24 protein-coding genes are annotated in these 22,695 nt (G+C 70.5%); 7 read left to right on the forward strand and 17 right to left on the reverse strand.

What is annotated here, in order from left to right:
* Positions 1-2: 2 nt before the first annotated feature.
* Positions 3-1,073, reverse strand: coding sequence for a 4-oxalomesaconate tautomerase (locus JOM49_RS26175; protein ID WP_245369479.1), 1,071 nt, complete (start codon positions 1,071-1,073; stop codon positions 3-5).
* Between the two features lie 139 nt (positions 1,074-1,212).
* On the opposite strand from JOM49_RS26175, the gene JOM49_RS26180 reads away from it, so the two are divergent.
* On the forward strand, positions 1,213-2,511 hold the full coding sequence (locus JOM49_RS26180; RefSeq protein ID WP_209666876.1) for an MFS transporter: 1,299 nt from the start codon (positions 1,213-1,215) through the stop codon (positions 2,509-2,511).
* A 406-nt stretch (positions 2,512-2,917) separates the two neighbouring features.
* Here the strand turns inward: JOM49_RS26180 and JOM49_RS26185 are convergent, their stop codons facing one another.
* The 7 genes from JOM49_RS26185 to JOM49_RS26215 all read right to left on the reverse strand — a co-directional run bounded on the left by JOM49_RS26185 (position 2,918) and on the right by JOM49_RS26215 (position 8,656).
* Positions 2,918-3,949, reverse strand: coding sequence for an ABC transporter substrate-binding protein (locus tag JOM49_RS26185; RefSeq protein ID WP_209666877.1), 1,032 nt, complete (start codon positions 3,947-3,949; stop codon positions 2,918-2,920).
* The gene (locus tag JOM49_RS26190) at positions 3,942-4,793 is read right to left on the reverse strand and encodes an ABC transporter permease (protein WP_209666878.1); all 852 of its coding nucleotides are present in this window, start codon (positions 4,791-4,793) and stop codon (positions 3,942-3,944) included. Before JOM49_RS26190 ends, JOM49_RS26185 begins: the two co-directional genes overlap by 8 nt.
* Positions 4,790-5,554, reverse strand: a complete 765-nt coding sequence (locus JOM49_RS26195; RefSeq protein ID WP_209666879.1) for an ABC transporter ATP-binding protein — start codon at positions 5,552-5,554, stop codon at positions 4,790-4,792. The genes JOM49_RS26190 and JOM49_RS26195 overlap by 4 nt, the downstream gene beginning before the upstream one ends.
* A complete protein-coding gene (locus JOM49_RS26200) occupies positions 5,551-6,180 on the reverse strand; it encodes an RraA family protein (protein WP_209666880.1) in 630 nt (209 codons plus the stop codon). Before JOM49_RS26200 ends, JOM49_RS26195 begins: the two co-directional genes overlap by 4 nt.
* Positions 6,177-6,893 (reverse strand): PIG-L deacetylase family protein, encoded by a 717-nt coding sequence (locus tag JOM49_RS26205; RefSeq protein WP_209666881.1) that lies wholly within the window; start codon positions 6,891-6,893, stop codon positions 6,177-6,179. The genes JOM49_RS26200 and JOM49_RS26205 overlap by 4 nt, the downstream gene beginning before the upstream one ends.
* Positions 6,890-7,852, reverse strand: coding sequence for a DUF6282 family protein (locus JOM49_RS26210; RefSeq protein ID WP_209666882.1), 963 nt, complete (start codon positions 7,850-7,852; stop codon positions 6,890-6,892). The genes JOM49_RS26205 and JOM49_RS26210 overlap by 4 nt, the downstream gene beginning before the upstream one ends.
* Before the next feature lie 141 nt (positions 7,853-7,993).
* Complete coding sequence (locus JOM49_RS26215) at positions 7,994-8,656, reverse strand: GntR family transcriptional regulator (protein WP_209666883.1); 663 nt, start codon at positions 8,654-8,656, stop codon at positions 7,994-7,996.
* Positions 8,657-8,749: 93 nt separating this feature from the next.
* On the opposite strand from JOM49_RS26215, the gene JOM49_RS26220 reads away from it, so the two are divergent.
* The gene (locus JOM49_RS26220; protein WP_209666884.1) at positions 8,750-9,535 is read left to right on the forward strand and encodes a DUF1932 domain-containing protein; all 786 of its coding nucleotides are present in this window, start codon (positions 8,750-8,752) and stop codon (positions 9,533-9,535) included.
* A 381-nt stretch (positions 9,536-9,916) separates the two neighbouring features.
* On the opposite strand, the gene JOM49_RS43300 is transcribed toward JOM49_RS26220, so the two are convergent.
* The 5 genes from JOM49_RS43300 to JOM49_RS26240 all read right to left on the reverse strand — a co-directional run bounded on the left by JOM49_RS43300 (position 9,917) and on the right by JOM49_RS26240 (position 15,330).
* Positions 9,917-11,191: a DUF6461 domain-containing protein gene (locus JOM49_RS43300; protein WP_308158874.1), complete on the reverse strand. Its 1,275-nt coding sequence runs from the start codon at positions 11,189-11,191 to the stop codon at positions 9,917-9,919.
* Positions 11,188-11,943 carry a hypothetical protein gene (locus tag JOM49_RS43305; RefSeq protein WP_245369480.1) on the reverse strand — a complete coding sequence of 252 codons (756 nt, stop codon included), beginning with the start codon at positions 11,941-11,943 and terminating at the stop codon, positions 11,188-11,190. The genes JOM49_RS43300 and JOM49_RS43305 overlap by 4 nt, the downstream gene beginning before the upstream one ends.
* 401 nt (positions 11,944-12,344) lie before the next feature.
* Positions 12,345-13,847: a tripartite tricarboxylate transporter permease gene (locus JOM49_RS26230; protein WP_209666885.1), complete on the reverse strand. Its 1,503-nt coding sequence runs from the start codon at positions 13,845-13,847 to the stop codon at positions 12,345-12,347.
* Positions 13,847-14,320, reverse strand: a complete 474-nt coding sequence (locus JOM49_RS26235) for a tripartite tricarboxylate transporter TctB family protein (protein ID WP_209666886.1) — start codon at positions 14,318-14,320, stop codon at positions 13,847-13,849. Before JOM49_RS26235 ends, JOM49_RS26230 begins: the two co-directional genes overlap by 1 nt.
* A 5-nt stretch (positions 14,321-14,325) precedes the next feature.
* The gene (locus tag JOM49_RS26240) at positions 14,326-15,330 is read right to left on the reverse strand and encodes a tripartite tricarboxylate transporter substrate binding protein (RefSeq protein ID WP_209666887.1); all 1,005 of its coding nucleotides are present in this window, start codon (positions 15,328-15,330) and stop codon (positions 14,326-14,328) included.
* An 87-nt stretch (positions 15,331-15,417) separates the two neighbouring features.
* On the opposite strand from JOM49_RS26240, the gene tcuA reads away from it, so the two are divergent.
* Both tcuA and JOM49_RS26250 read left to right on the forward strand, forming a co-directional pair.
* A complete protein-coding gene (tcuA, locus tag JOM49_RS26245) occupies positions 15,418-16,878 on the forward strand; it encodes an FAD-dependent tricarballylate dehydrogenase TcuA (protein WP_209666888.1) in 1,461 nt (486 codons plus the stop codon).
* A 38-nt stretch (positions 16,879-16,916) separates the two neighbouring features.
* Positions 16,917-17,567, forward strand: coding sequence for a GntR family transcriptional regulator (locus tag JOM49_RS26250; RefSeq protein ID WP_209666889.1), 651 nt, complete (start codon positions 16,917-16,919; stop codon positions 17,565-17,567).
* Positions 17,568-17,727: 160 nt separating this feature from the next.
* On the opposite strand, the gene JOM49_RS44160 is transcribed toward JOM49_RS26250, so the two are convergent.
* From JOM49_RS44160 to JOM49_RS44170, 3 genes are all read right to left on the reverse strand, one after another.
* On the reverse strand, positions 17,728-18,144 hold the full coding sequence (locus tag JOM49_RS44160; protein ID WP_308159070.1) for an MFS transporter: 417 nt from the start codon (positions 18,142-18,144) through the stop codon (positions 17,728-17,730).
* A 288-nt stretch (positions 18,145-18,432) separates the two neighbouring features.
* The gene (locus JOM49_RS44165; RefSeq protein ID WP_308158875.1) at positions 18,433-18,918 is read right to left on the reverse strand and encodes an MFS transporter; all 486 of its coding nucleotides are present in this window, start codon (positions 18,916-18,918) and stop codon (positions 18,433-18,435) included.
* Positions 18,915-19,229 carry a rhodanese-like domain-containing protein gene (locus tag JOM49_RS44170; protein ID WP_308158876.1) on the reverse strand — a complete coding sequence of 105 codons (315 nt, stop codon included), beginning with the start codon at positions 19,227-19,229 and terminating at the stop codon, positions 18,915-18,917. Before JOM49_RS44170 ends, JOM49_RS44165 begins: the two co-directional genes overlap by 4 nt.
* Before the next feature lie 168 nt (positions 19,230-19,397).
* Here JOM49_RS44170 and JOM49_RS26265 point away from each other — a divergent pair, with 168 nt between their 5' ends.
* The 3 genes from JOM49_RS26265 (at position 19,398) to JOM49_RS26275 (ending at position 21,018) form a co-directional block, all read left to right on the forward strand.
* Positions 19,398-19,568 carry a hypothetical protein gene (locus JOM49_RS26265; RefSeq protein ID WP_209672318.1) on the forward strand — a complete coding sequence of 57 codons (171 nt, stop codon included), beginning with the start codon at positions 19,398-19,400 and terminating at the stop codon, positions 19,566-19,568.
* A gap of 3 nt (positions 19,569-19,571) precedes the next feature.
* A protein-coding gene (locus JOM49_RS26270; RefSeq protein ID WP_372444084.1) for an IS5 family transposase occupies positions 19,572-20,401 on the forward strand; the annotation gives its coding sequence in 2 pieces (ribosomal slippage) (positions 19,572-19,932 and positions 19,932-20,401; 831 coding nt in all).
* Positions 20,402-20,577: 176 nt separating this feature from the next.
* A complete protein-coding gene (locus JOM49_RS26275) occupies positions 20,578-21,018 on the forward strand; it encodes a hypothetical protein (RefSeq protein ID WP_209666891.1) in 441 nt (146 codons plus the stop codon).
* Positions 21,019-21,075: 57 nt separating this feature from the next.
* Here the strand turns inward: JOM49_RS26275 and JOM49_RS26280 are convergent, their stop codons facing one another.
* Complete coding sequence (locus JOM49_RS26280; protein ID WP_209666892.1) at positions 21,076-22,623, reverse strand: alpha/beta fold hydrolase; 1,548 nt, start codon at positions 22,621-22,623, stop codon at positions 21,076-21,078.
* Between the last annotated feature and the right edge of the window lie 72 nt (positions 22,624-22,695).

Raw genomic sequence — 22,695 nt, forward strand, 5'->3', positions numbered from 1 at the left:
GGTCAGCTTCGGGGGAAGACGGTGCCGTCGAACAGCTTGCGTGCGGTGCGGAGCACGGTCGACCGCCGCACGCGGGGGAGCGCGGCCGACCGGTCGAGTTCGACGGCGACGGCGAGTTTGCCCGTGGGGTGTTCGACCTCGACCGGGCCACCGGCGGGTGGGGTGACCAGGAGGTCGTGGCCGACCGCGCCGGGCAGCAGGAGCGCGGTCACCACGCTCACCGCGCCCAGCACCCCGATCGACGGGTGGGGCTGGAGCGGGATGAAGGTCCTGGTGCAGATCGCGCCGCCGTCGCGGGGCTCGGCGACCAGGGTGGTCTTGGGCACGGAAGTGGTGCTGACCTCGCCAAGGCCCATCAGCGCACCCGCCTGGGTGCGCAGTGACTGGACGCGGTCGGCGAGCGCGCGGTCGGCGGCCAGTTCGTCGGTGGTCTCGTAACCGGTGACCTCCAGGTCGGTGGCACGGGCGAGGACGACCGGCATCCCGTTGTCGACGCAGGTGACCTCGATGCCGTCGATCTCGTCGCGCACCCAGCCGGTGGGCAGCAGGCTGCCGCAGACCGAGCCCTCGGTGTCGGTGAAGTCCAGCTCGACCGGTGCCGCCGTCCCGGGGACGCCGGAAATGGCGGTCGTACCGGTGTAGCCGACCTGACCCGCCGGGGTGGCGAAGGTGGAGACGGCGATCGCGTCGGTGTTGACCAGCCGCACGCGCACCGTCGTCCGGCCGGTCCCGGCGGACACCAGGCCGCGTTCGACGGCGAACTGCCCGACGGCGGCGAGCAGGTTGCCGCACGTCTGCCGGTCCGACACGGTCGGTTCACCGACGCCCAGCTGCAGGAACAGGTAATCCACGTCCCGGTCCGGGCCGGTGGCGGGGGACACGACCGCGACTTTGCTGGTGACCGGCTGGGCGCCGCCCAGCCCGTCGATCTGGCGCGGGTCCGGCGTGCCCATGACCCGCAGCAGCAGGTCGTCGCGGGCGGCGGGGCCCGCGGGCAGGTCTTCGGCGAGGAAGAACGCGCCCTTCGAAGTCCCGCCGCGCATCAGCATGCAGCGCACACCCGAGCCGATCATCTTCGCTTCCCTTCGGTCCTCTCCAGCGTGCTCACCGTCCACGGAATTGTCAACAATGTCGGCGTCAATGTTGTCGTGATACTTGGCGGCGATGTACTGTTCTCCTCCGCCGATGTCCACCGGGACGAGAGGGACGAAGATGTCCTCGACCACCGTTCAGCCCGCTGCGGCCGCACATCGCCGTCTGTCGATTCGCGTCACCGCGCTCTGCTGGGTCCTCGTCCTGCTGGACGGACTGGACCTGTTCGTCTACGGCGCCACCCTGCCCGGGGTGCTGGCCGACCAGGACTTCGGCCTGACCACCGTCACAGCCGGGGAGATCGGCAGCCTCACCACGTTCGGCATGCTGCTCGGCGCGCTGGCCGTCGGTACGATCACCGACCGCTTCGGCCGTCGGAAGCTCATCCTCACCGGTGTCGCGATCTTCTCCGTCGCGGCGGCGGTCTCGGCCGCGGCACCCTCGGTCGGTGTGTTCGCGGCTGCCCGGTTCGCGGCGGGTATCGGGCTCGGGGGCTTGCTGCCGTGTGCCATCGCGATGGTCATGGAGTACGCACCCGCCGCGCGGAAGAACCTCAACGTGACCGTGCTGATGACCGCGCACCAGGCGGGCGGCGCCCTGGCGGGCACGCTCGCGATGTCGGTGGTCGAATCACTCGGCTGGCGTTCGGTGTACTGGCTCGGCGCACTGCCGGCGCTGGTGGTCCTGCCCGTGGTGGCGGTGATGCTCCCCGAATCGCTGACCTTCCTGCTGGCCAAGGGGAAGACGGACAAGGCGCGCGTCATCGCGGACCGGTTCTCGGTGCCCCTCGGCGACTTCGCTCCCGGGCCGGAGAACGCCCGGCAGCCCGGCGGTCTACGCGGTCTGTTCACCCCGGCGCTGCGGGCCACCACGCTGCTGTTCTGGGTCGCCTCGTTCGCCGGTCTGCTGCTCGTCTACGGCGTCAACACCTGGCTGCCGACCATGATGCGCGCCAGCGGGTACAACCTGGGCTCGGCGATCAGCTTCCTGCTCGTCATCAACCTCGGCGGCATCGCGGGCATGCTCGTCGCCGGGCGCCTCGCCGACCGGTTCGGCGCCCGCCCGGTCGCCCTGACCTGGTTCACCCTCACCGGCCTGGGAGTGGGCCTGCTGGCGATCCCGATGCCGCTGCCGGTGACCTATGTGGTCGTCTTCCTCACCGGCAGCTGGCTGTTCAGCGCCCAAACCCTGGTCTACGCCGCCGTCGGCGGCCACTACCCGGCCAAGAGCCGGGCCACCGCACTGGGCTGGGTCGCCGGCATCGGCCGCTTCGGCGCGGTATTCGGTCCCTGGCTCGGAGGCGTTCTCATCGCCGGGGGGATCTCCGGATGGGGATTCGCGGTGTTCGCCGCAGCCGGCCTGCTGGGCGCCGCGATGATCGCCCTGATCGGGCGCCGCTCGGCTGGCGTCGCAGGCTGACGCCGACGCCGCAGCGGCACCGCCGACCACGTTGGGTGTCACATCGTCGATTCTCACCCCGGTGCCACCAGCCGGAGAGGGCTGCGACATCGCGGATGGGAACGGGGCGTCGTCTGGGCCGCGGCGGCCGGGAGGCGAAGGTTGATCACGACGAGCAGGTCCAGGTTGTCGTTGCGGTTCATGAAAGCAACCGATCCTCGTTACGAGGCGTCCAGCTCGTTACCCGGCCAGACGCGAGCCCGCCGGGCGATGGCCCGGACGAACCATGCTGATACCAGACGGAGACGTGGTGCGCCGTTCCTGGAGCGCCGCCTTGGTGGGTGGCAGGTTCAGGCTGCCGCCCACCAAGGCGAAGCTTCGGTGTCCTTTGCGCCTGTGATTGAGCAGGAACGTGCGGCGGGTCGCGTTACCCGGCTCGCAGTGTTTCCGGGATCACTTGGTCGTAGCCGAACGTCTTCTTGATCAGGCCGCTGTCGAGGTGGAACTTCAGCGCGGTGTCGTAGGAAGTGCGCTGGACCTCGGGCGAGGCCGGGATTTCCCGGCCGAGGATGGGGACCAGCGCGTCGAGCGCCTTGGGATCGGTGTCCTTCAGGTACTGCCCGAGCAGCGTCCTGGCGGCCGCCGGATCGCTGTGAATGTCGTCCAGCGCGTGCTGCATGGCGCGCTGGAACCCGGCCACCTCATCCCGCTTGCGGTCCAGCAGTTCGCGCGTGCTGAACACGACCCCGTGCAGGGCGCCGCGCAGGCCGGGCACGTCACCGCGGGCCGGTGAGAGGTAGGTGCGCCCGATGTTCGCGGCTTCGGCCTGCTGCGCGATCGGCTGGAAGAACGCCAGCGCGTCCACCCGGTTCGCCTTGAGCGCGCCGATGGCCGCCGTGGTCGCGCTGCCGAGGTTGACCAGGGTCGCGTCGGTGGCGGCGTTGCGGCCGATGCTGCCGAACAGGTAGCTGACCAGCGCCTCGGTCCCGCTGGCCGGCCCGGTGATGCCGATCGACTTGCCGGTCAGCGCGGCGATCTTCGCCTCGAGCGGCGCGCCGTCACCCGGCCCGGCGAACGCCGGTGGCACCACGATGTCCACGTAGAACTCGGTGACCAGACTCGACACGATCCGCGCGCCGTCCTCGATCTTGGCCAGGTTGAACGCGTCGGTGATCACCCCCGCCCCGAGGTCCACGCTGCCGGACTTCAGCGCGGCGGCCACCTTGGCACCCGTTCCCAGGCGCGGGCGATCCCCGAGCGTGATGCCCTCGGCGGTGAAGTAGCCCTTCGTCTCCGCCACGAACAACGGGAGGAACGCCACGGAATTGCTGATCTGCCCGATGTTGAGCACCCCGGCCGGGGTGGTCGACTCGCGCTGGGCACAGCCGGCGAGCAGCCCGGCAGGCACCGCCGCCGCCAGTCCTTTGAGGACGCTCCGGCGCCCGATCCGCTCAGCCATCGATCGGCTTCCAGCGGTTGACGCGCTTGCCGATCAGCCCGACCAGGACGTTGAGCACCCCGGCGATCACGCTGAGCACCACCAGCGTGGCGAACACCCCGGCGGTGTCGAACTGGGACGCCGCGTCGTTGATCAGGTACCCGAGCCCCCGGTTGGACGCGACCAGTTCCCCGATCACCGCGCCGATCAGGGCGTACGGGATGGCCACCTTGAGCCCGGTGAGCACGCCGGTCATCGACGCGGGCAGCACCACCTTGCGGGCCACCTCCCAGCGGCCGCCGCCCATCAGCCGCACCGCGTCGACGAGCCCGCGGTCGACCTCGCGCACCCCGGCGGCGGTGTTCAGGAAGACCAGGAAGAACACCGTCGCGGCGGCCAGCAGCACCTTCATGTGCATGCCGATGCCGAACCACACGATGAACAACGGCGCCAGCGCGACCTTGGGGATCGAGTACAGCGCCATCATGAACGGGTCCAGCACGCGGTAGACGAACTTCAGCGACGCCAGCACGAAACCGGCGATCGCCCCGGCGGCGGCGCCGAGCCCGAAGCCGTAGACGATCTCCTGGATGGTGATCCAGCTGTTCGTCCACAATGTACCGTCGGCGCCCCATTCACCGAGGCGCACGGCGATGTCGCTCGGCCTGCTGATGAAGGTGATGTCGATCCAGCGGTCGGCCGAGACCTCCCAGAACACCAGGAACGCGGCGACCAGCACCACGCGCACCAGCCAGACGGTGGTGCTCACCCCGTGCCGCTGCCACCAGCTCCGGTCCAGCCCGATCCGGACCGGGCCGGTGGCGGCGCCGTCCGGTGGTGCGGTCAGTTCGTCCGTGGGGCTCATCGTGCGCCCTCCTTCAAGGCGGCGGCGAGTTCGCCGTGCACCGCGACGAACCCGGGGTCGACCCGCAGCTCGTCGAGCGTCCTGGGGCGCGGCAGGTCGACGGGCCGGTCGAGCACGATCCGGCCGAGGCCGCCGAGCACGACCACGCGATCGCCGAGCAGGACCGCTTCTTCGATGTCGTGGGTGACGAACACGACGGTCTGCCCGCTGCCCTGCCACAGCCGGAGCAGTTCTTCCTGCAGTTCCGTGCGCAGTTGCGCGTCCAGCGCGCCGAACGGCTCGTCCATCAGCAGCGTGCCCGGTTCGCCCGCCAGCATCCTCGCCAGGCTCGCCCGCCGCCGCATGCCACCGGACAGCTCGCGCGGGTAGTGCTTCTCGAAACCGGCGAGGCCCACGCGCCGCACCAGTTCGGTGGCGATCCGGCGGCGTTCCTTCGCCGCGACCCCGCGGATCTCCATCGGCAGTTCGACGTTGCGCCGCACGTCCCGCCACGGCATCAGCGTGTCGGACTGCGTGAGGTACCCGATCTCCACGTCCGGCCCGGTCAGCTTCCGGCCCCGGTAGAGCACCTCGCCCTCGCTCGGCCGGGTCAGCCCGGCGAGCAGGTTGAGCATGGTGGACTTGCCGCACCCGCTGCGGCCGAGCACCGAGACGAAGCTGCCTTCCTCGATGCTCAGGGAGAACTCACGCAGGGCCACGACCGCGACGTCGTCCTTGGCGAACTGCTTGCTGAGCCGTTCGGCACGCAGGACGGCGGTCATGACCGGCCCCGTTCGTCCTCGGCACGCAGGCCGTAGGCGTCGTAGCTGAGCTCACCGGCCGCCCACCGCGCACGCAGGCCCTCTTCCTTGGCCAGGCGCTGCCGGACCGCGTCCCGCAGATCGTCCACATCGGACTCGGAGACCGCGGTGGCGCCGTCGTCGTCCAGCACGAGCAGGTCGCCGGGGGCGATCCGGGTGCCGCCGATGGTCACCGGCACGTCGACGCCGCCGCGGGTGTCCTTCGTGGCGCCGGTGGCCCGCCGCCACCGGGTCCAGATCGGCACGTCGAACGCGGCCAGGCCGGCGCTGTCCCGCACGGCGGCGTTCACCAGGATCCCGGCCGCGCCCCTGGCCTGTGCCTGCGTGGCCAGCAGGTCGCCGAGCAGGGCCACCGGTGCCGGTTCCGGCATCGTCAGCACCAGGATCTCGCCGGGTCGCAGGTGCGCCATCACCTCGTGCACCGCGCGGTTGTCACCCTGACCGCACAACGCGATCCTGGCCGGTCCCGCGGCGCGGCGGCCCGCGGCGAGCGGCTGGAGGTCGACGTCGAGCAGGCCGCGGCGGCCATACGCCTCATACACCGTCGCGACCCCGGCCGCGGCGAGTTCCTCGTGCACGGCGTTCACAGCGCACCGACCACGTGGGGCAGCAACCGCTGGAACGCCTCGGCCTGCCGGATCGCGCTGTCGCCGGTCACCTTGCGGGCGTGGTTGCCCCGGTGCTCCGCCCGCTGCGCGTAGTACTCCTGCAGGTACTTCTGCGCCGCCATGTGCTTCATCGCCTCGACCTTGCGCTCGAACACCGCAGTGATGTCGACGTAGACCGTGGGCAGGAACCCGCACAGCTCGGGCTGGTGCGGCTCGAAGACCAGGAATTCCGACGGGGGAGCGGTCTTGAACCCGCTGGCGACCCCGGCACCAGAGGTGAGCAGCCGTGCCCTGGCGACCGCGGCGTGCGCCACCGGGTGGTCCGGGTTGAACGGGTCCTTGTCCGGGTGGGTCAGCACGACGTGCGGCGCGTACTCCCGCATCAGCTCCACCAGCCGGTCGTGGCCGTCCTGGCCGACCTCCAGCGGGTAGTCGCCGAGGTCGAACCCCTGGAACTCGGCACCGACCGCCGCGGCGGCCCGGGTGGCTTCCTCGTGGCGGATCCGCTTGACGTTCTCTTCGGTCTGGCCCTCGGCCTTCCACAGCTCACCGGACTCGCCGCGTTCGCCGTAGGACAGCGCCACCACCAGCGCCTCCCCGCCCGCCGCGGTGTGCGCGGCCACCGCGCCCGCCGCCCGCCAGACGAAGTCCGCGCTGTGCGCGCCCACCACCAGCAACCGTCGCGCGCTCATGCCTTCGCCCCCGTCGCCCTGGCGGGAGCGTCGGGCAGTGGTTCGGCGCCTGCCAGCCACCGGCTGTTGTGCACGGCCATGGTGCGGATCTCCTCATCCTGGAAACCGGCTTCGAGGAGCTTGTCGGCGCACAGGGCGAGACCGTCCTCCACCGGTGGGTTGAACGGCTGACCGAGATCGCTGGAGAGCACGGAGTTCTCCGGGCCTGCCTCGCGGATGTTGGTGAACCACAGGTCCCACCCGACCTTGCCGGTGTAGGGCGTGGTGAAGCAGCGCTCCAGCAGCGCGCCCTTCGCGGCCAGGTCCCGCTGGTGGTCGAGGCCGATGCGCTGGGAGGTGAACTCCGGGTGGGTGACGACGATCCGGCGCACCCCTTCCTCGACCGCCGCGTCGATCACCCGTGCCGACTCGTCCCCGTGCAGGTGCCCGGTCGCCAGCGTCATGTCGTGGCGGGCGATCAGCCGGAGCACCTGCCTCGTCCGCTCGCTGACCGTCCCGTCCGCGTCGAGCACCTCGACCGGATCGGCCGCCATCCCCGCCTCACGCAGGTCGGCCTGCAGGCGCGCCCACATCGGCGGGGTGGCGCCTTCGGGCTCGGCGGCCTGGCACCGGCGCTGGTTCGCACTGTCCACAGTGGGCATCCAGACCACCTTCGCGCCGCCGCGCCCGGCGATCTCGACGGCGATCGGGTTGAGGCCGCCAACCGAGGCGTTCAGCGTGATCGCGCCGACCGCGTCGATGCCCGGACGGGCGCGGCGCACCACCTCGGCGCGCTCCGCCGTGGGCACGTAGTGGGACTTCAGGACGAAGCCCGCCATGCCGGCTTCAGCGAACCGGTCGGCGAGGGTCACGTCGTCGATACGGCGGCGCATCACGTCCGGCGCCACGTGGATGTGCACGTCGTAGGCCCCGCGGACCAGGTGGCGCGCGTGGTCGGTGGGCTGGGGGTGCTCGGTCATGACGCTCCTTTGCGGGCACGATCTCCACCGAGATTGTTAACAATTTTGGCGCAAGAGTCAACCCGTCAAAGACGCGAGTGACCGCCCGAAGGTGTTATCGGTGGAGCGTCCACAGAGGCCACGGGGAGGTGGCCGGGCGGCTCAGCGGGTGGCCGAGCCTGCTTGGTCGACCTCGCGCAGGGCGGTGATGACGCTGCGCAGGTGGGCGCGGGCGGCGGCCTCCGCGGCTGCCGCGTCGTGGGCGCAGATGGCGTCGATGATCGCGAGGTGCTCGGGCAGCGAAACCGCGGGCCGCCCGGGGTGCATGGCGAGCTTGAACTGGTGGCGGACGCTCTGCGCGCGCAGGCGTTCGAGCACGCCGGACGCCGTGTGCTGACCGCTGATCTCGCGCACGCGCCGATGCAGCCGCTGGTTGAGCTGCGAGTAGCCGAGGACGTCGCCGCCGGACACGGCCTTGCGCATGTCCTTCCCGATCGCCTTCAGCTCACGGACCTCCGCCGCGGTCACCTGCTCGGCCGCCTTCGCCGCGCACAGGCCCTCCACGACCATCCGCACTTCCGAGATCTCGATCGCCTCGTCGAGCGAAACCGCCCGCACCCGGGCGCCGCGGTTCTGCACGCGTTCGACCAGGCCGTCGTTGGCCAGTTCGAGCAGGGCCGAGCGCACGCTGGCGCGGCTGGCGGCGAACTGCTCCGAGAGATCGGCTTCGACCAGCCGCTGGTTCGGCACGAAGTCACCGCGCACGATCGCCTCGCGGATGGCGGTGACCACGGACTGGGCCGCGTCCTCCCGGTTCGCCGTCACCGTGCCCCCTCGTGCTCCCCGGCCACTCGCCGAGATTGTCACCAATATTGTCGCTGACCTAGTGTAGCGTCTCGGTCGCGAGAGGAGACGATGATGTCCGACGTGCGCGGGAAGCCGGTCACGATAGCGGTACTCGGCCTCGGTGAGGCGGGTGGCGCGATCGCCCGTGACCTGGTCGGCGCGGGCGCGGTGGTCCGGGGTTACGACCCCGCCGTCGAGGCCGCGGACGGCATCATCGGTGCCACGAGCGAGGCCGACGCCGCCGCGGGAGCCGACCTCGTGCTCAGCGTCACCAGCGCCAAAGCCGCAGCCGGGGCGTTGCAGGCGGCGGTCGAGGTGATGACCGGCGGTGTCTGGGCCGATCTCAACACCGCTTCGCCCGAAGCCAAGCGCACCCTCGCGGGCATCGCCGAGTGGCACGGCATCGCCTTCACCGGCGTCTCGATCATGGCTCCCGTGCCCGGCCTCGGCCTGCGGGTCCCGATGCTGGCCAGCGGCGCCGCGGCCACGCCCGCCCAGCGCATCCTCAATTCTTTCGGCGCCGCCGTCGACGTCATCGAAGGCGACGCGGGCCTGGCCGCCGAGCGCAAGCTGCTGCGGAGCGTGTTCTTCAAAGGCCTGGCCGCCGCGACGGTCGAAGCGCTCGAAGCCGCCCGCGCCGCCGGGTGCGAAGACTGGCTGCGCGACAACATCGCCGGCGAACTGACCCGCGCGGACTCGTCCACTGTGGACCGGCTGGTGGACGGTACCCACCAGCACGCCGTGCGCCGCACCGACGAAATGGCCGCGGCCACGGACATGCTCCGCGACCTCGGCGTCGAACCCGCCATCGCCTCAGCGAGCCGCGACCTGCTTGCGCGCCTCGCGCAACGGAGTTGACGTCGTGGGCGAGTCCAGGCACCGCCGGCGTCGGCGCGATCAGGTCGTCGCACCCAGCTCGGGTCGCGGGGGCCGACACCGACAGCGCGGCGGCGACCGAGCTGGTGTGGTCCCGCACTGCTCGACTACGCCGTATTAGCTACTGCGCGCTGGACGGACCGGCGGACCCGACGCCAGGCCGGGCCTGGCGGGCACGGCCTGGCTCGGATGCGTGCGTGGAACGAGTGGGCGGACGCGGTCCGGTGCTGTGTAGTGACTGATTTCCAAGGGTGCCGTGCCATGCTCGCCTAGTGCCTACCGGTCGTCGGGGTTGGGCGTCCGCTGCCTGGCCAAGCCACAGCGAGCCGGTCGCTGAATCGAGCCGGCTGTTCAGCCTTGCGCTTACCGCTCCCGGACCATCTGCCGGGCTCGCTCCAGCAGGTTCTCGCCCTCTGGCGCGGCTGCGTATCGTGCCGCCGACAACGCGCCGATTGCGGCGGCCAGTGGGTCGGGGTTGGTGGCGTTGTGGATTGCCTGCCACAACCAGGCGTGGTCCCGATGTGCCCGCAATCGCGATCGTCTGGCCCACAACTGCGCCTGCGGGCTCAGCTGACGCTCTGCGAGTACGGCGGCGATGACGGGGTCTGCGGCGACGCCGGCGTACTCGGCCGCCGTTGACGCCGCCCACCAGGCCAGGTCGCGCAACGTTTCCTCGGACATGAAGGCGAGCCGATCGGTGTCGGCGTCCAACGGACCACCGCCGGGGAACTTGCGCGAACCGTCGGGGTTGCGCGCCTCCCGATACAGCTCAGGCAGGTGCGGCAGGATGCGGTAGGCGACATTCTCCTGGACCAGCCGCTCGACGTCCTCCTCCCGCAGCTGGTATCCGGTATACCGTTCGATCGCGACGAGGCCCTTGCCCAGCCGGTCGCGATAACCGGCGAAATCGAGACCGGCCATTGCTTGGACGACCTCGGGGTCGTTGACCGTCTCGGCGTGTCCGAGTTCGAACGAGGCGAGGACGTTCCCGTTGTCGGCGAAGGACAGCCGGGTCAACGCGTTGACGTTCCAGAACAGGCTCGCCGTCCGGCCCGTCCGCGACAACGGCTCCAGCACCGGCCGGTGCGAACCCTGGTAGCCGTTGAACTCGACGGCCAGCACGCCGCCCTCGACCGGAAGTACGGCCACCCAGGGATCGAGGGCAAATTCCTGCGCCAGTTTTTGCGCGGACTCCGGTTCGGCTGGGTCCGCACCGAAGCCGCGGAGCACCTCGGCCGCGGACGCGCCTCTGACCACGGTGACCGTTGCCGCTTCGCCGAGCATGCTTTCGCGGATCCACCGGTAGGCGGCCTCCGGTGGCGCCTCGATGTCGGGCACGGGCTCACCGCGGACGACGTAGCCGAGTCGGTCACCGCGCTTGTGTACGGTGTCCGGGCCCTGCGGAGCTTGCCACAGCACGAGTTCGTAGCGCTCGGACTCCTCGCCGTCTCGGCCGATCGCGTGCACCCGCACTCGGAAATCACCCGGCCATGGCGGTGCTATCGGACGAGGCGAGGTGCTGTCGCCCAGCTTGGCGTCGCCCTCTTCGGCTCGCCAGGAGATCTCGACGACCTCGTCCCACCAGTCGAGTTCCACCTCGTCCGGCGGCCCTTCGAGGACCCGCGTCAAGACGGTCACCTGGCCTTCGCCGAGCCCGGTCCGGACCGCGACCCCGCCCGGGACCGCGACGGCCAGGCCGTTCCGCTGAAGTCGGGCTCGCCGGTGATGGGACGCTCAGCCAGCGTGAACCGGTGCCCGCGCACCTCGGCCGAACACGACGCCGACACCGGCAGCAGATATTCGGCCCGGCGTTTGTCCATCAGCGCGGCCGCATAGGCGGGTGGCAGCGGGATCTCGCTCAACAACGACGAAACGGCACCCAGCGCGACGCCGACGACGGCCGCGGGCGTCCCGGCGAGCAGCGGGGCGTCCGCCTGCCCCAGAACCGGCACGGCGATTGCGACGGCCAGCGCTAGGTGCGCCGCTCCGTGCGCCGCCGCCAGTTCCTCCTCGCCGGTGAGCTCCGGCGCGGCGGCCAGCAACGGGGCCACGGCCTCGTGTCGGGCCAGTTCCGCGGTCAATGCCACGATCAGCCCGGAAATCCCCGGCCGCAGCTGATCGAGCAAGCGCACCGCGGTGACGGTCTCGGCGTTCGGCCCGTTCCCTGTCAGGAAGCCGAAGTTCTGCGGAGTCGTGCCCGGCTCCGGCACTGCCGCTTCGACCTCGTCCGGAACGGTGACCGTCAGCTCGTCCAAGGTCAGTTCCAGCGCGCCGAGCAGCCGCTCGGACACCGGATCGCCGAGCGAACGCAGCCTGCTCAACGCTGTCGATTCACCGGGGCTCGCCATCAGGCGCCCCACGCCGAGGCTGAACGCGTCCGGCGTCGTCAACGGGGCGCCCAGCCTCCCGAGCGCTGCCGCGGGCCTGCACGGGATTCGCCCGCGCACCAATGGAACCAGCTCCACGACCACTGGCACGAGCGAATCCGCCAGCCCCGACGGCAGGTCTTCCACGCCAACCTCCCATGCTCCGGCAACGAAGGCACGCTAGCGGGGGTGCCACGGACAGAATCGTCTGGCCCGTCGGATTCCTGGATGTGCGCGAACAGAGTGGAGCACACACGATCTCCAGTTCTAGCCGTTCGAGGTTCTGCGCGCTGCATGGCCGGCGTGCTGACGCCCGGCGCACGCCAAGATGGTCCGACACGGCACCTTTCGATCTGACGGGCTGGGCAGGAACGTGGGACTCGCTCGGCTTCCGACCCGGGGGACGACGCCTGCGTCAAGTTGGTTCACGGTGTGGGCAGGCGTCCCCGGCGGCGGCGGACGAGGGCCAGGAGCAAAGGGATGGCCAGCGCTAGGGCGACCACGATCCACAGCACGATGGTGATCGGCCCGGAGACCAGGATCGACGGGTCGCCTTCGGACAGGGTGAGTGCGCGCCGCAATTGCTGTTCGGCGATCGGGCCGAGGATGAGCCCGACCACCGCCGGTGCCACCGGGATGCCCGCCTCCCGCATCAGCAGCCCCAGCAACCCGAGCCCGCACAGGATGAGCAGGTCGGTGGTGGTGCCGCCGGCGGCGTACGCGCCGAGCGTGGCGAAGACCAGCACTCCGGCGTAGATGCCGTAGGCCGGGATGGTCAGCAGGCGTGCCCACAGCCGTGCCAGTGGCAGGTTGAGCACCAGCAGCATCAGGTTGCCGACGTACAGGCTCGCGATCAGCGTCCACACCAGCGGTCCCGACTCGGTGAACAACTGCGGCCCCGGCTGCAGGCCATAGGACTGGAACGCGGTCAGGATGACCGCCGCGGTGGCCGAGGTCGGCAGCCCGATGGTCAGTAGCGGCACCAGCACACCCGCCGCGGCCGCGTTGTTGGCGGCCTCTGGACCGGCGACGCCTTCGATGGCGCCCTTGCCGAACTCCTCCGGGTGCTTGGTGAGCTTCTTCTCCACGCTGTAGCTGAGGAACGTCGGTACCTCGGCGCCACCGGCGGGCAGGCTGCCGATCGGGAAACCGAGCGCGGTGCCGCGCAGCCACGACGGCCACGACCGGCGGAAGTCCTCTTTGGACAGGATGGCGCGGGCGCGCAGCGGCTGCACGGTGCTGTGCCCGGTGCCGGTGAGCAGGTGCCCGAACGCCTCGCTGAGCGCGAACAGCGCGACCACGACGATCACGATGTCGATGCCGTCGAGCAGCGATTCGACGCCGAACACCAGCCGCGGCTGGCCGGTCTGCGAGTCGATGCCGATCAGCCCGATGGTCAGCCCGGTGAGCAGGCTCGCCGCGCCCTTGAGCAGGTTCGGCCCGAGCAGCGCGCTGACGGTGACGAAGGCGACCGCCATCAGCGCCACGTACTCCGGCGGGCCGAAGGTGGTGGCGAAATCGGCCACCGCGGGCGCCAGGAAGGTCAGCGCCACCGTGCCGATCGTGCCCGCCACGAAACTGCCCAGCGCGGCGGTGGCCAGCGCGGCCGCCGCCCGCCCGGCCCGCGCCATCTTGTTGCCCTCCAGCGCGGAGATCATCGACGCGCTCTCGCCGGGGGTGTTGAGCAGGATCGAGGTGGTCGACCCGCCGTACATGCCGCCGTAGTAGATGCCGGCGAACATGATCAGCGCGCTGGAGGGGTCCAGCCGGAAGGTGATCGGCAGCAGCAGCGCCACGGTCAGCGCCGGGCCGATGCCGGGCAGCACGCCGACCGCGGTGCCGATGGTCACCCCGGCGAGGGCGAACAGCAGGTGCCCCGGGGTCAGCGCGCCCGCGAACCCATCGATCAGCATGGTGAACTGGTCCATCAGAACCCCCACGGTCCGGCGGGCAGGCTCAGCCCGATCAGGCGGTCGAAGACCAGGAAGACCACCGCGGCCAGTGCCCAGCCGATCGCCGCGGTCGCCGGGCGGCGCGGGGCGCCGAGCAGCATCGCGGTGGCGGTGAACAACGCCGCCGAGCACATGACGTACCCGAGCAGCGGCAGCAGCAGCGCGAAGGCGATGAGCGTGCCGACCAGCGCGAGCACCCGCAGAGCGCCGTGCGGCGGCCGGTCTTCACCCGGTGTCGCGGCGCGCAGTTGACCACGTGAGCGCACCAGCAGCCCCGCGCCGACCACGGCCAGCAGCACGCCGACGGGCAGCGGCACCGCGGCGGGTCCAACGACGGCCGAGGTTTCCGGCAACCGCACGGCGTCCACCACCACGAACACCGCGGCCAGAAGCATCAGCGCGCCGAAGGCCAGCGTCGCGCGGACGGTGCGCAGATCGGGTTCGGTCACGTCGCTCACCCCAGTCCGATCTCGTCGAGCACCTGGGACACGCGGTCCTGCTCGGTGCGGACGAACTCTTCGAATTCCGGTCCCGCCAAGGTCGCGTCACCCCAGCCACGCCGTTGCAGCGCGTCGCGCCACCCGTCGGTGCGGGTCATATCGACGAGCAGCGTCTCGAGCGCCTGCTCCTCCTGGTCGCTGATGCCCTTGGGGGCCGCGACCCCGCGCCAGTTCTGCAGTTCGACGTCGACGCCGCCCTCGCGCAGGGTCGGGATGCCGGGCACCGATGGCAGCCGGTCCGGGCTGGAGACCGCGAGCGCGCGTACTGTGCCCGCCTCGATCTGCGGCTGGATCTCGGACAGCCCGGAGATGCCGATAGCCGCGCGCCCGGACAGCAGCGTGGTCAGCGCCTCGCCGCCGCCGGAGTGCGCCACGTAGCTGACCTGCGCCGGGTCGCCGCCGACCGCCTTGGCCAGCAAGCCGGCCAGGATCTGCTCGACCCCGCCCGCCGAGCCGCCGGCGATGGACACCGCGGGCAGGTCCGCGCGCATCGCGGCGGCCAGGTCGGCGGTGGTGCGCAGCGGCGAGGCCGCGGGCACCACGATCGCCTGGTAGTCGGTGGTCAGCCGGACCAGGGGAGTGGTGTCGGCCAGCGAATGCGCGGACTTGTTGGCCTTGGCCGCGCCGACCATGATCAATCCAGTGGTCATCAGCTGCGCCGGGTCGTCGTCGAACCGGACGAACTGGCTGAGCCCGATGGTGCCGCCCGCGCCCGCGACGTTGTAGACCTCGGTGCGGCCGACCAGCCCGCGCAGCGCGGCCTGCATCTCACGGGAGGTCTGGTCCCAGCCGCCGCCGGGGGCGGCCGGGGCCATGATCCGCAGCTGCGCGCCGCCGAGCACGTCCATCGCCGTCGACCCGGCGGCGGTGTCGTCGGCCGGCGCGGTGGCGACCACCGCGCCGGTGGCGAGCAGCGCGGCCGCCCATGGCGTCCACCGGGCCCAGCGTTGTCGGTCCATCGAACATCCTTTGGTCGATGCGCTTGAAGCTATTGCATACGAATGTATACAGTGGTGTGCAGTCGTTGACAAGCGCAGGAGGAAAAGATGCAGCCCGAGGTGATCGTGGTCGGCGGGGGTAACGCCGGGTTCAGCGCGGCGCACGCGGCGGCCGAACGCGGACGGCGCGTGGTGCTGCTGGAACGCGGTGGCCGGGACGAGGCGGGCGGCAACAGCTTCTACACCGCCGGGGCCGTCCGGATCGTGCACGACGGGCTGGCTTCGGTGGCCGACCTGCTCGACCCGGACGACCGGCACGAGGTGAGCGTGCTGCCGCCGTACCCGGCCGAGCAATTCCACGCCGACATGACGAAGGTGACCAGCGGCCGCAACGACCCCGCGCTCACCGAGGTGCTGGTCTCCCAGAGCCAGGACACGCTGCGCTGGCTGCACGGCAAGGGGCTGCGGTACCGGCTGATGTACGAGCGCCAGGCCTACCCCGACGACCAGGGCAGGCAGGTGTTCTGGGGCGGGCTCGCCGTGGGCAGCACCGGCGGCGGCAAGGGCCTGATCGAGCAGCACACCGCGGCGGCGGAACGCGCCGGCGTGGAAATCCGCTACGGCGTGCGCGCCCGCGACCTGATCCGCGAGGGCGACCGGATCACCGGCGTCACCTGGACCGACGAGACCGGCGCGGAAGGCGAACTGCGCGCCGAGTCCGTGGTGCTCGCAGCCGGTGGCTTCGAGGCCGATCCCGAGCTGCGCCGAGAACACCTCGGCGAAGGCTGGCAGCGGGCGAAGGTGCGCGGAACCCCGTTCAACACCGGCGACATGCTCACCGCGGCGATCAAGGCGGGCGCGGCCACCCACGGCGACTGGACCACCTGCCACAGCGTCGCCTGGGACGCCTGGTTCGACGGCAACGAGAGCAACCGCGAGCTGACCAACCAGCTGACCCGCGGCGGCTACCCGCTCGGCATCGTGGTGAACCGGCGCGGTGAGCGGTTCATCGACGAGGGCGCGGACTTCCGCAACTACACCTATGCCCAGTACGGCGCGCGCATCCTCACCCAGCCGGACGGGCTCGCCTTCCAGTTGTTCGACGCCACCACCCGGTCGCAGTTGCGGGCCGAGGAGTACGACATGCCGGGCGCGTCGGTGGTCTCGGCGGGCTCGATCGCCGAACTGGCCGCCGGGATGGGCGTGGACGCCGAAGCCCTGGAGCGCACGGTCCGCGATTTCAACGCCTCGATCGACCGCGACGTCCCGCTCGACCTGGCGGTGAAGGACGGCCGCGCGGCCCGCGTCGAACCGCCCAAGTCGCACTGGGCCATCTCGCTGGAAACCGCGCCGTACTACGCCTTCCCGGTCACCTGCGGCATCACCTTCACCTTCGGCGGGCTGCACGCCGATGAGCACGGGCGGGTCCTCGACCCCGCGGGCGCGCCGCTGCCGGGCCTGTTCGTCTGCGGCGAGATGCTCGGCGGGCTGTTCAGCGGGAACTACCCCGGCGGCACCGGCCTGACCTCCGGCGCGGTGTTCGGCAGGCGGGCTGGGACACTGGCCTGAGGCGGAGCACGCGACGGAGGGAAGGGACCGGCAGGCACATGACCACCAGCAGGACCGACGCGGAGGCCGTGTACCACGACCTGCGCGCGGAGATCCTCGCCGGCGGCTTCCCGCCCGGCACCCCGCTGCGCGAAACCGCACTCGCCGCCCGCTTCGGCGTCTCGCGCACCCCCGTGCGCGAGGCGCTGCGGCGGCTGGCGCAGGACCGCCTGCTGGTCCCCGGCACGCGCGGGATGGAGGTCCGCACCATCGACGCCGAAGAGGTGGTGCAGATCTACGACATGCGCGTGCTGCTCGAAGCCGAGGCGGCCGGGCAGGCCGCGCAGGCCCGCGGCACCACCGACCTGCTGCGCCTGGAGGGGCTGCTGGAACGGGACCGCAAGGTGCCCGATCCCGACGACGCCACCCGCATCCGCACCAATCTCGAGTTCCACGCCACGATCTGGCGTGCCACGCACAACCCGGTGCTGATCGACCTGATGGAACGGCTCACCGGGCACCTGGTGCACGCGCCGCAGTCCACGCTCTCGGTGGGGGACCGGTGGCGCGAAGCGCTCGACGAGCACGAGAAACTGATCACCGCCATCCGGGACCGCGACGAGGCCGCGGCGCGGTCGATCGCCGCCGAGCACATGAACACCGCCCGCCGGATCCGCCTGAGCCTGCTGCGCGAAGCCGCCGGGCAGTAGCACCAGCCGAGTGCCCGGTACGCACGGGGTGTGCCCGACCGGCCGGACGTCGCGGCGTGGCACCTGAACTGTCCGGGCTCGGACAGCCTGTCTTTTGCCGCCCGCGTCGACCAGACCGCGACGCACGGAGAACGAAAGCGGGGCCAAGTCGCCCGCACAACTACGGCAACGAGATGTCCCGCTCCCTCGTCTGTCCTGGTCGTCGCGGATGGGTTTCGTACATCCTGAACGCGACGAGCAGGGCGGTGGCGGCGCTAGCGGCTGCTGCTGTCCAGACGGCGGCGTGCAGGCCGAGGAGGTCGGCGATGATGGCGCCGACGGCGTAGCCGAGGTCGCGCCAGACGCGGTAGATGCCGACGGTGCGGCCGCGCCAGAGCGGGTGGGCGATGTCGCCGATCACGGCGAGCAGGGTGGGGTAGAACATGGCGGTGCCGGCGCCGAGCAGGATCGTGCCGATCGCCCATCCGGTGAATCCCGTGGAGGCGGCGATCACGGCCAGTGCGGCGGCTTGCAGGGCCATGCCTGCGGTGATGAGGTGCTTGCGGCCGATCCGGTCGGACAGGCCACCGGTGACCAGTTGGCCGGCACCTCAGACGCCGGGGTAGAGCGCGAAACAGCAGGCCGATCTGGCTGGTGGTGAGGTCGGCGGTGGCGAACAGAAGCGGGAAGAGGCCCCAGGAGAGCCCGAAGTTGAGGTTGTTGACCAGCCCGGCGTGGCTGGCTGTGGCGAGGGCGGGTTCTTTCAGGCTGGTCTGGACGGCGATTTCGCGGTTGGTCAGGTCGGCGGGGAGGTGGTCGTGCTTGCCGTCGGTTCGCGGGGTGTGGGTGGTGGCTTCGAGGTGGGCGTGGTCGCGGGTTTCGCGGACTAAGGCGCCGGAGAGCAGGGAGCTGATGGCCACGGCCCGTATCCGGCGGCTTCGTTGAGGCCCATGGCCAGGCCGCGGCGGTCCGGGTCGACCAGGTCGATCTTCATCACCACGGTGGTGGACCAGGTCAGGCCCTGGTTGATGTCGAGCAGTACGTTGGCGCCCACGACCCACGCCCAGTTGGGTGCGACGATGAGCATGATCGGTACGGGGATGGCGAAGAGCCAGCCGGCGATCAGGACCGGTTTGCGGCCGTAGTGGTCGGAGAAGGTGCCGGCGAAGTAGTTGGCGATGGCTTGGGTGATTCCGAACGCGGCGACGTAGGTGAAGATGTAGGTGTAGCCGGTGAGGGCGAAGGTGGATTCGGCCAGCAGGGGAAGCACGGTTTGCTGCTGGCCCACCATGCCGCCGACGAGGGCGTTGATCGCGACGAGCAGGGTCAATTGCGCGGCGTTCTCGCGCAGTCCCAGTACCGGTGCACTCACCGGTCCACCTGCAATTGCTGGCCGTGTGCGCGGGCGTGGTCGAGTGGGCCGCCGTCGAACACGCTGATGTCGGTGTGCCCGGCGCGTTCGAGGACACTGGCGGCGCCCATCGCCCGTTCGCCGTGCCCGCACATGATCAATACCGGGCCGGGCGGCACCTGCGCCGATTGTTCTCGCAGCGCACCGAGTTCGATGTTGCGGGCGCCCGGGTTGTGGCCGGTGGCGAACTCGTCCGCCTGGCGGACGTCGAGCACGGTGGCCGGTGCGTCAGTGTCGAGATGTTCGGCGTCGAGCAGGGCCACCGAGTTCACCGGACCGGTCCACGCCGCCCTGCCGCCGGCGAGTTCTCCGGCGTCGGGTCCGAGTGTTCGGCGAGGATATGTTTGTGGCCAGTCACACGGTGGCGGATTGGAAGTCCGAGCTTGCGGGCGTGCCGGGACAGGTCGGATGCCGGGATGCTGAGGTCCGCGGCGATTCCGGTGAACAAGGTGGTGGTCCTGGTATTGCTCGCGCAGGCGAGTGATGATCATGCCGACGCGACGTACGAGTCGACGGGCAGGAAGGTTTCTGCCACTGGGCAGGCGATCAAACAAGGGCTCGAAGGCAATGTCGCTAAGAGCGTGTCTCACGTGGTGATCGGTCGCTCGTAGGCGATGATCTTGGCTGTGGTTGATCGGTTGTCGTTGCGGTTGGTGCCGGATGAGTTGTGGGCGCTGGTGGAGCCGTTGATTCCGGCGTTCGAGCCGCGCCCGCAGGGTGGTGGCACGGCGCCGCTGGACGCGCGTGCGGTGTTCACCGCGATCGTGTACGTGCTGACCAGCGGGTGTGCGTGGCGGGATCTGCCGCCGTCGTTCGGGGTGCCATTCCAAACCGCGCACCGTCGCTTCGGCCAGTGGACTGAAGCTGGGCTGTGGCGACGGCTGCATCATGCGATCCTGGACGAACTCGGTAGCCAGGGCCTGCTCGACTGGTCCCGCGCGATCGTGGACGGTGCCTGCGTACGGGCCAAAAAAGGGGATCTTTGACCGGTCCGAGTCCAGTGGATCGGGGCAAACCCGGTTCGAAGATCCACGTGCTGTCCGAACGAGGCGGCCTACCCCTGACGGTCGCGATCTCCGCGGCGAACACCAACGACTCTGCCGCCCTCAAACCTCTGGTCAAGGCCATCCCGGCGATCAAGTCCCGGCGCGGACCGCGCCGGCGCAAGCCCGGCAAGCTCCACGCTGACAAGGCCTATGATCACGCCGACCTCCGTCGCTGGGTCCGCGACCGAGGCATCACCGTCCGCATCGCCCGCAAAGGCATCGAATCCAACGACAAGCTCGGCAAACACCGATGGGTGATCGAACGCACGATGGCCTGGCTGACCGGATACCGGCGCCTAACCCTGCGCTACGAACGCAAAGCCACCCACTTCCTCGCCTTCCTCACCCTCGGAGCAGCACTCACCTGCCACAAGAGACTCCGCAAACACACGACATGAGACACGCTCTAAGCCATGCTCCGTGTGGGCACCACATACCGATCTCTGACCCCAGCGTGGCGATCCAGCGGACACACCCCTCACCCGCAGGGCAGAATGATGATCAACGTCGAGCGGAGGGAACATCAGCGAAGCGAGTTCTGACGACGGCAGCGGTTACTTCGGCCGCGGTGGGTATGTTGCTGAACGGCGCGGGCACAGCGTCCGCGCAGGACCCGTACGCCAAGTACGCCACGGAATTCGCGTGCCGGACCGCGGGCTTCCAGTACGTGCTGTCCGGTAAGGCATACCGGTACGACTGCACCGGCCCGCATTCGGGCAGTTCGACCGGCCAGAAGTGGTGGCTCTACCTGATCTGGTCGCACCTGAGCCGCTGGGCCGTCTACTGCTGCGGCGTTGATGTGGCCGCGGCACACATCGTCACGATGCGCCGCGGCCACGTCAGGTTCGCTGCCTGCATCGAACCTGTGAGTGTCCACGAGAAAGTGAACCCATCCTGGCTGGGGCCTGGCACTCACCGGCATGAGCGCGCCCGGATCCGGTGCGCTCAGTGGAATGACAGCGGGTTGGCGACTGCTGACTGCGTTCGCCCATTGTCAGTCCAGGTCCTCTCCTGATAGGCATGCTCATCTCCCGAGCGATGCGGAGATCAACACTGTGCGGTCGTCTCGGCGCTAGGACGCCGCGGGGATGCCGGCACAGCCCTGATCGATGCGGCCGGTGGTGAAGTAGGACACCAACTCGGTGGCGCAGCCCGGCTCGCGCAGGACCGACCCGTGCACGTCGTCGTCGACGGTGAACGTCGTGCCGCCGATGGCGGCACGCATCCGCGGTGTCCACTCGTACGGTGATCCGGCTTCGTAGCGGTGTCCGGCCAGCACGAGCGATCCTCCGGTGTGGCGCAGCTGGACTTCCCGGCCCGGCAGCGGCCAGCCGGCACATCCGGCGGAGAACATGATGGCCCGGCCGGTCACCGGATTCCGGGCGAGGCGCTGCTGGTACTCGGCCCAGGCGGTGGCGAAGTCGAAGCGGGCGGGATCCTCGTTGCAGACGGTCGCCAGTTGCATCGTGGGGTTGAGGGTCTCCGGCGCGCCGGGCGGGCTCATGTGCGGGGGCGCGTCGACGATCTCCTTGACCGTGGGTGGCGCGGTGGTGCCGGTCGAGTCCCGCAGTTCCGCGAGGGCCTTGCTGACCCGCGGCCACTCTCGTGAGTCCTGGCTGGCCAGTCGCGCGACCAGCGCGCCGTCGACGGGCATGCCCAGATCGGTGTACTGCTTCGGGTCCGCGTCGTAGGAGCGGACGAGCCCCAGGACCGCTGCGCGCACCTGTTCGGCGGAAGTGCCGAAGCCGTAGGTGTTGTGGTGCGACGCGATCCACGCCGCGAGTCGCGAGGTGAACCGGCGCTCGACGGCAGCGGCCCGGCCGTCGTCGAAGGAGTCCTGGCTGAACTCCGGAGCCGCCACACTGTCCAGGAACATGCGTCCCACGCTGCCGGGGAAGTTGCTGCGGTACACCGCGCCGAGCCAGGTGCCCCAAGACACCCCGAGGAAGCTCAGTTCGCGTTCTCCCAGCGCGATCCGGACGCGCTCGAGGTCGCGTGCCACGTTCGTCGTGGTGAGCTGACCGAGGAAGTCCGAATCGGACTTCCCGCACGCGACGTTGCCGGCCGCCTCGGCGTCGTAGGTGGACCGTGCCGCCGCTTCGGTCAGTGGCCCTGGCGTCGGTGGCCCGCCTGGACCTCCCCTCGCGCAGGTGACCTTGGTGCTGTAGCCGGTTCCGCGCGGGTCGAAGCCGATCAGGTCGTACCGGTCGTCCAGGCGCGCGCTCTCCTGGTTCGTCATCATGAAATCGATGGGCGTGAGGTACCCGCCGGCGCCCGGGCCGCCCGGGTTGACCGCGATGCTGCCCAACCGGCCGGCTTGGTCCACCGCCCGCAGGCGGGTGATCGCGATGGTGATCTGCCGGCCGCGCGGCTCGCGGTAGTCCAGCGGAACGCCGACCGTGCCGCAGTCCATCCGGTCCAGCAGGGCACGAAACTCCGGTATCCGTTCTTCGGCGACGCCGCGGGATCGGAGCACCTCGTCGGAGTAGGCAGGGCACGGTTGCCAAGCGACTGCCCGCTCGGCCTGCCCTGCCGTGACGGGTGATTCGACGACCAGGGCCGCCAGACCGGCAGCGACCGCGACCACCGACAGCACGGCGAGTGATTGACGTTTGATCATGCGATGAACCCTGGCGGCTACCGCACCACATCCGCGTCTGCCGGTGGGCACACCGCCGGATCTGTCGCAAGA

This window comes from Amycolatopsis magusensis, from assembly GCF_017875555.1.
Lineage (GTDB): Bacteria > Actinomycetota > Actinomycetes > Mycobacteriales > Pseudonocardiaceae > Amycolatopsis > Amycolatopsis magusensis.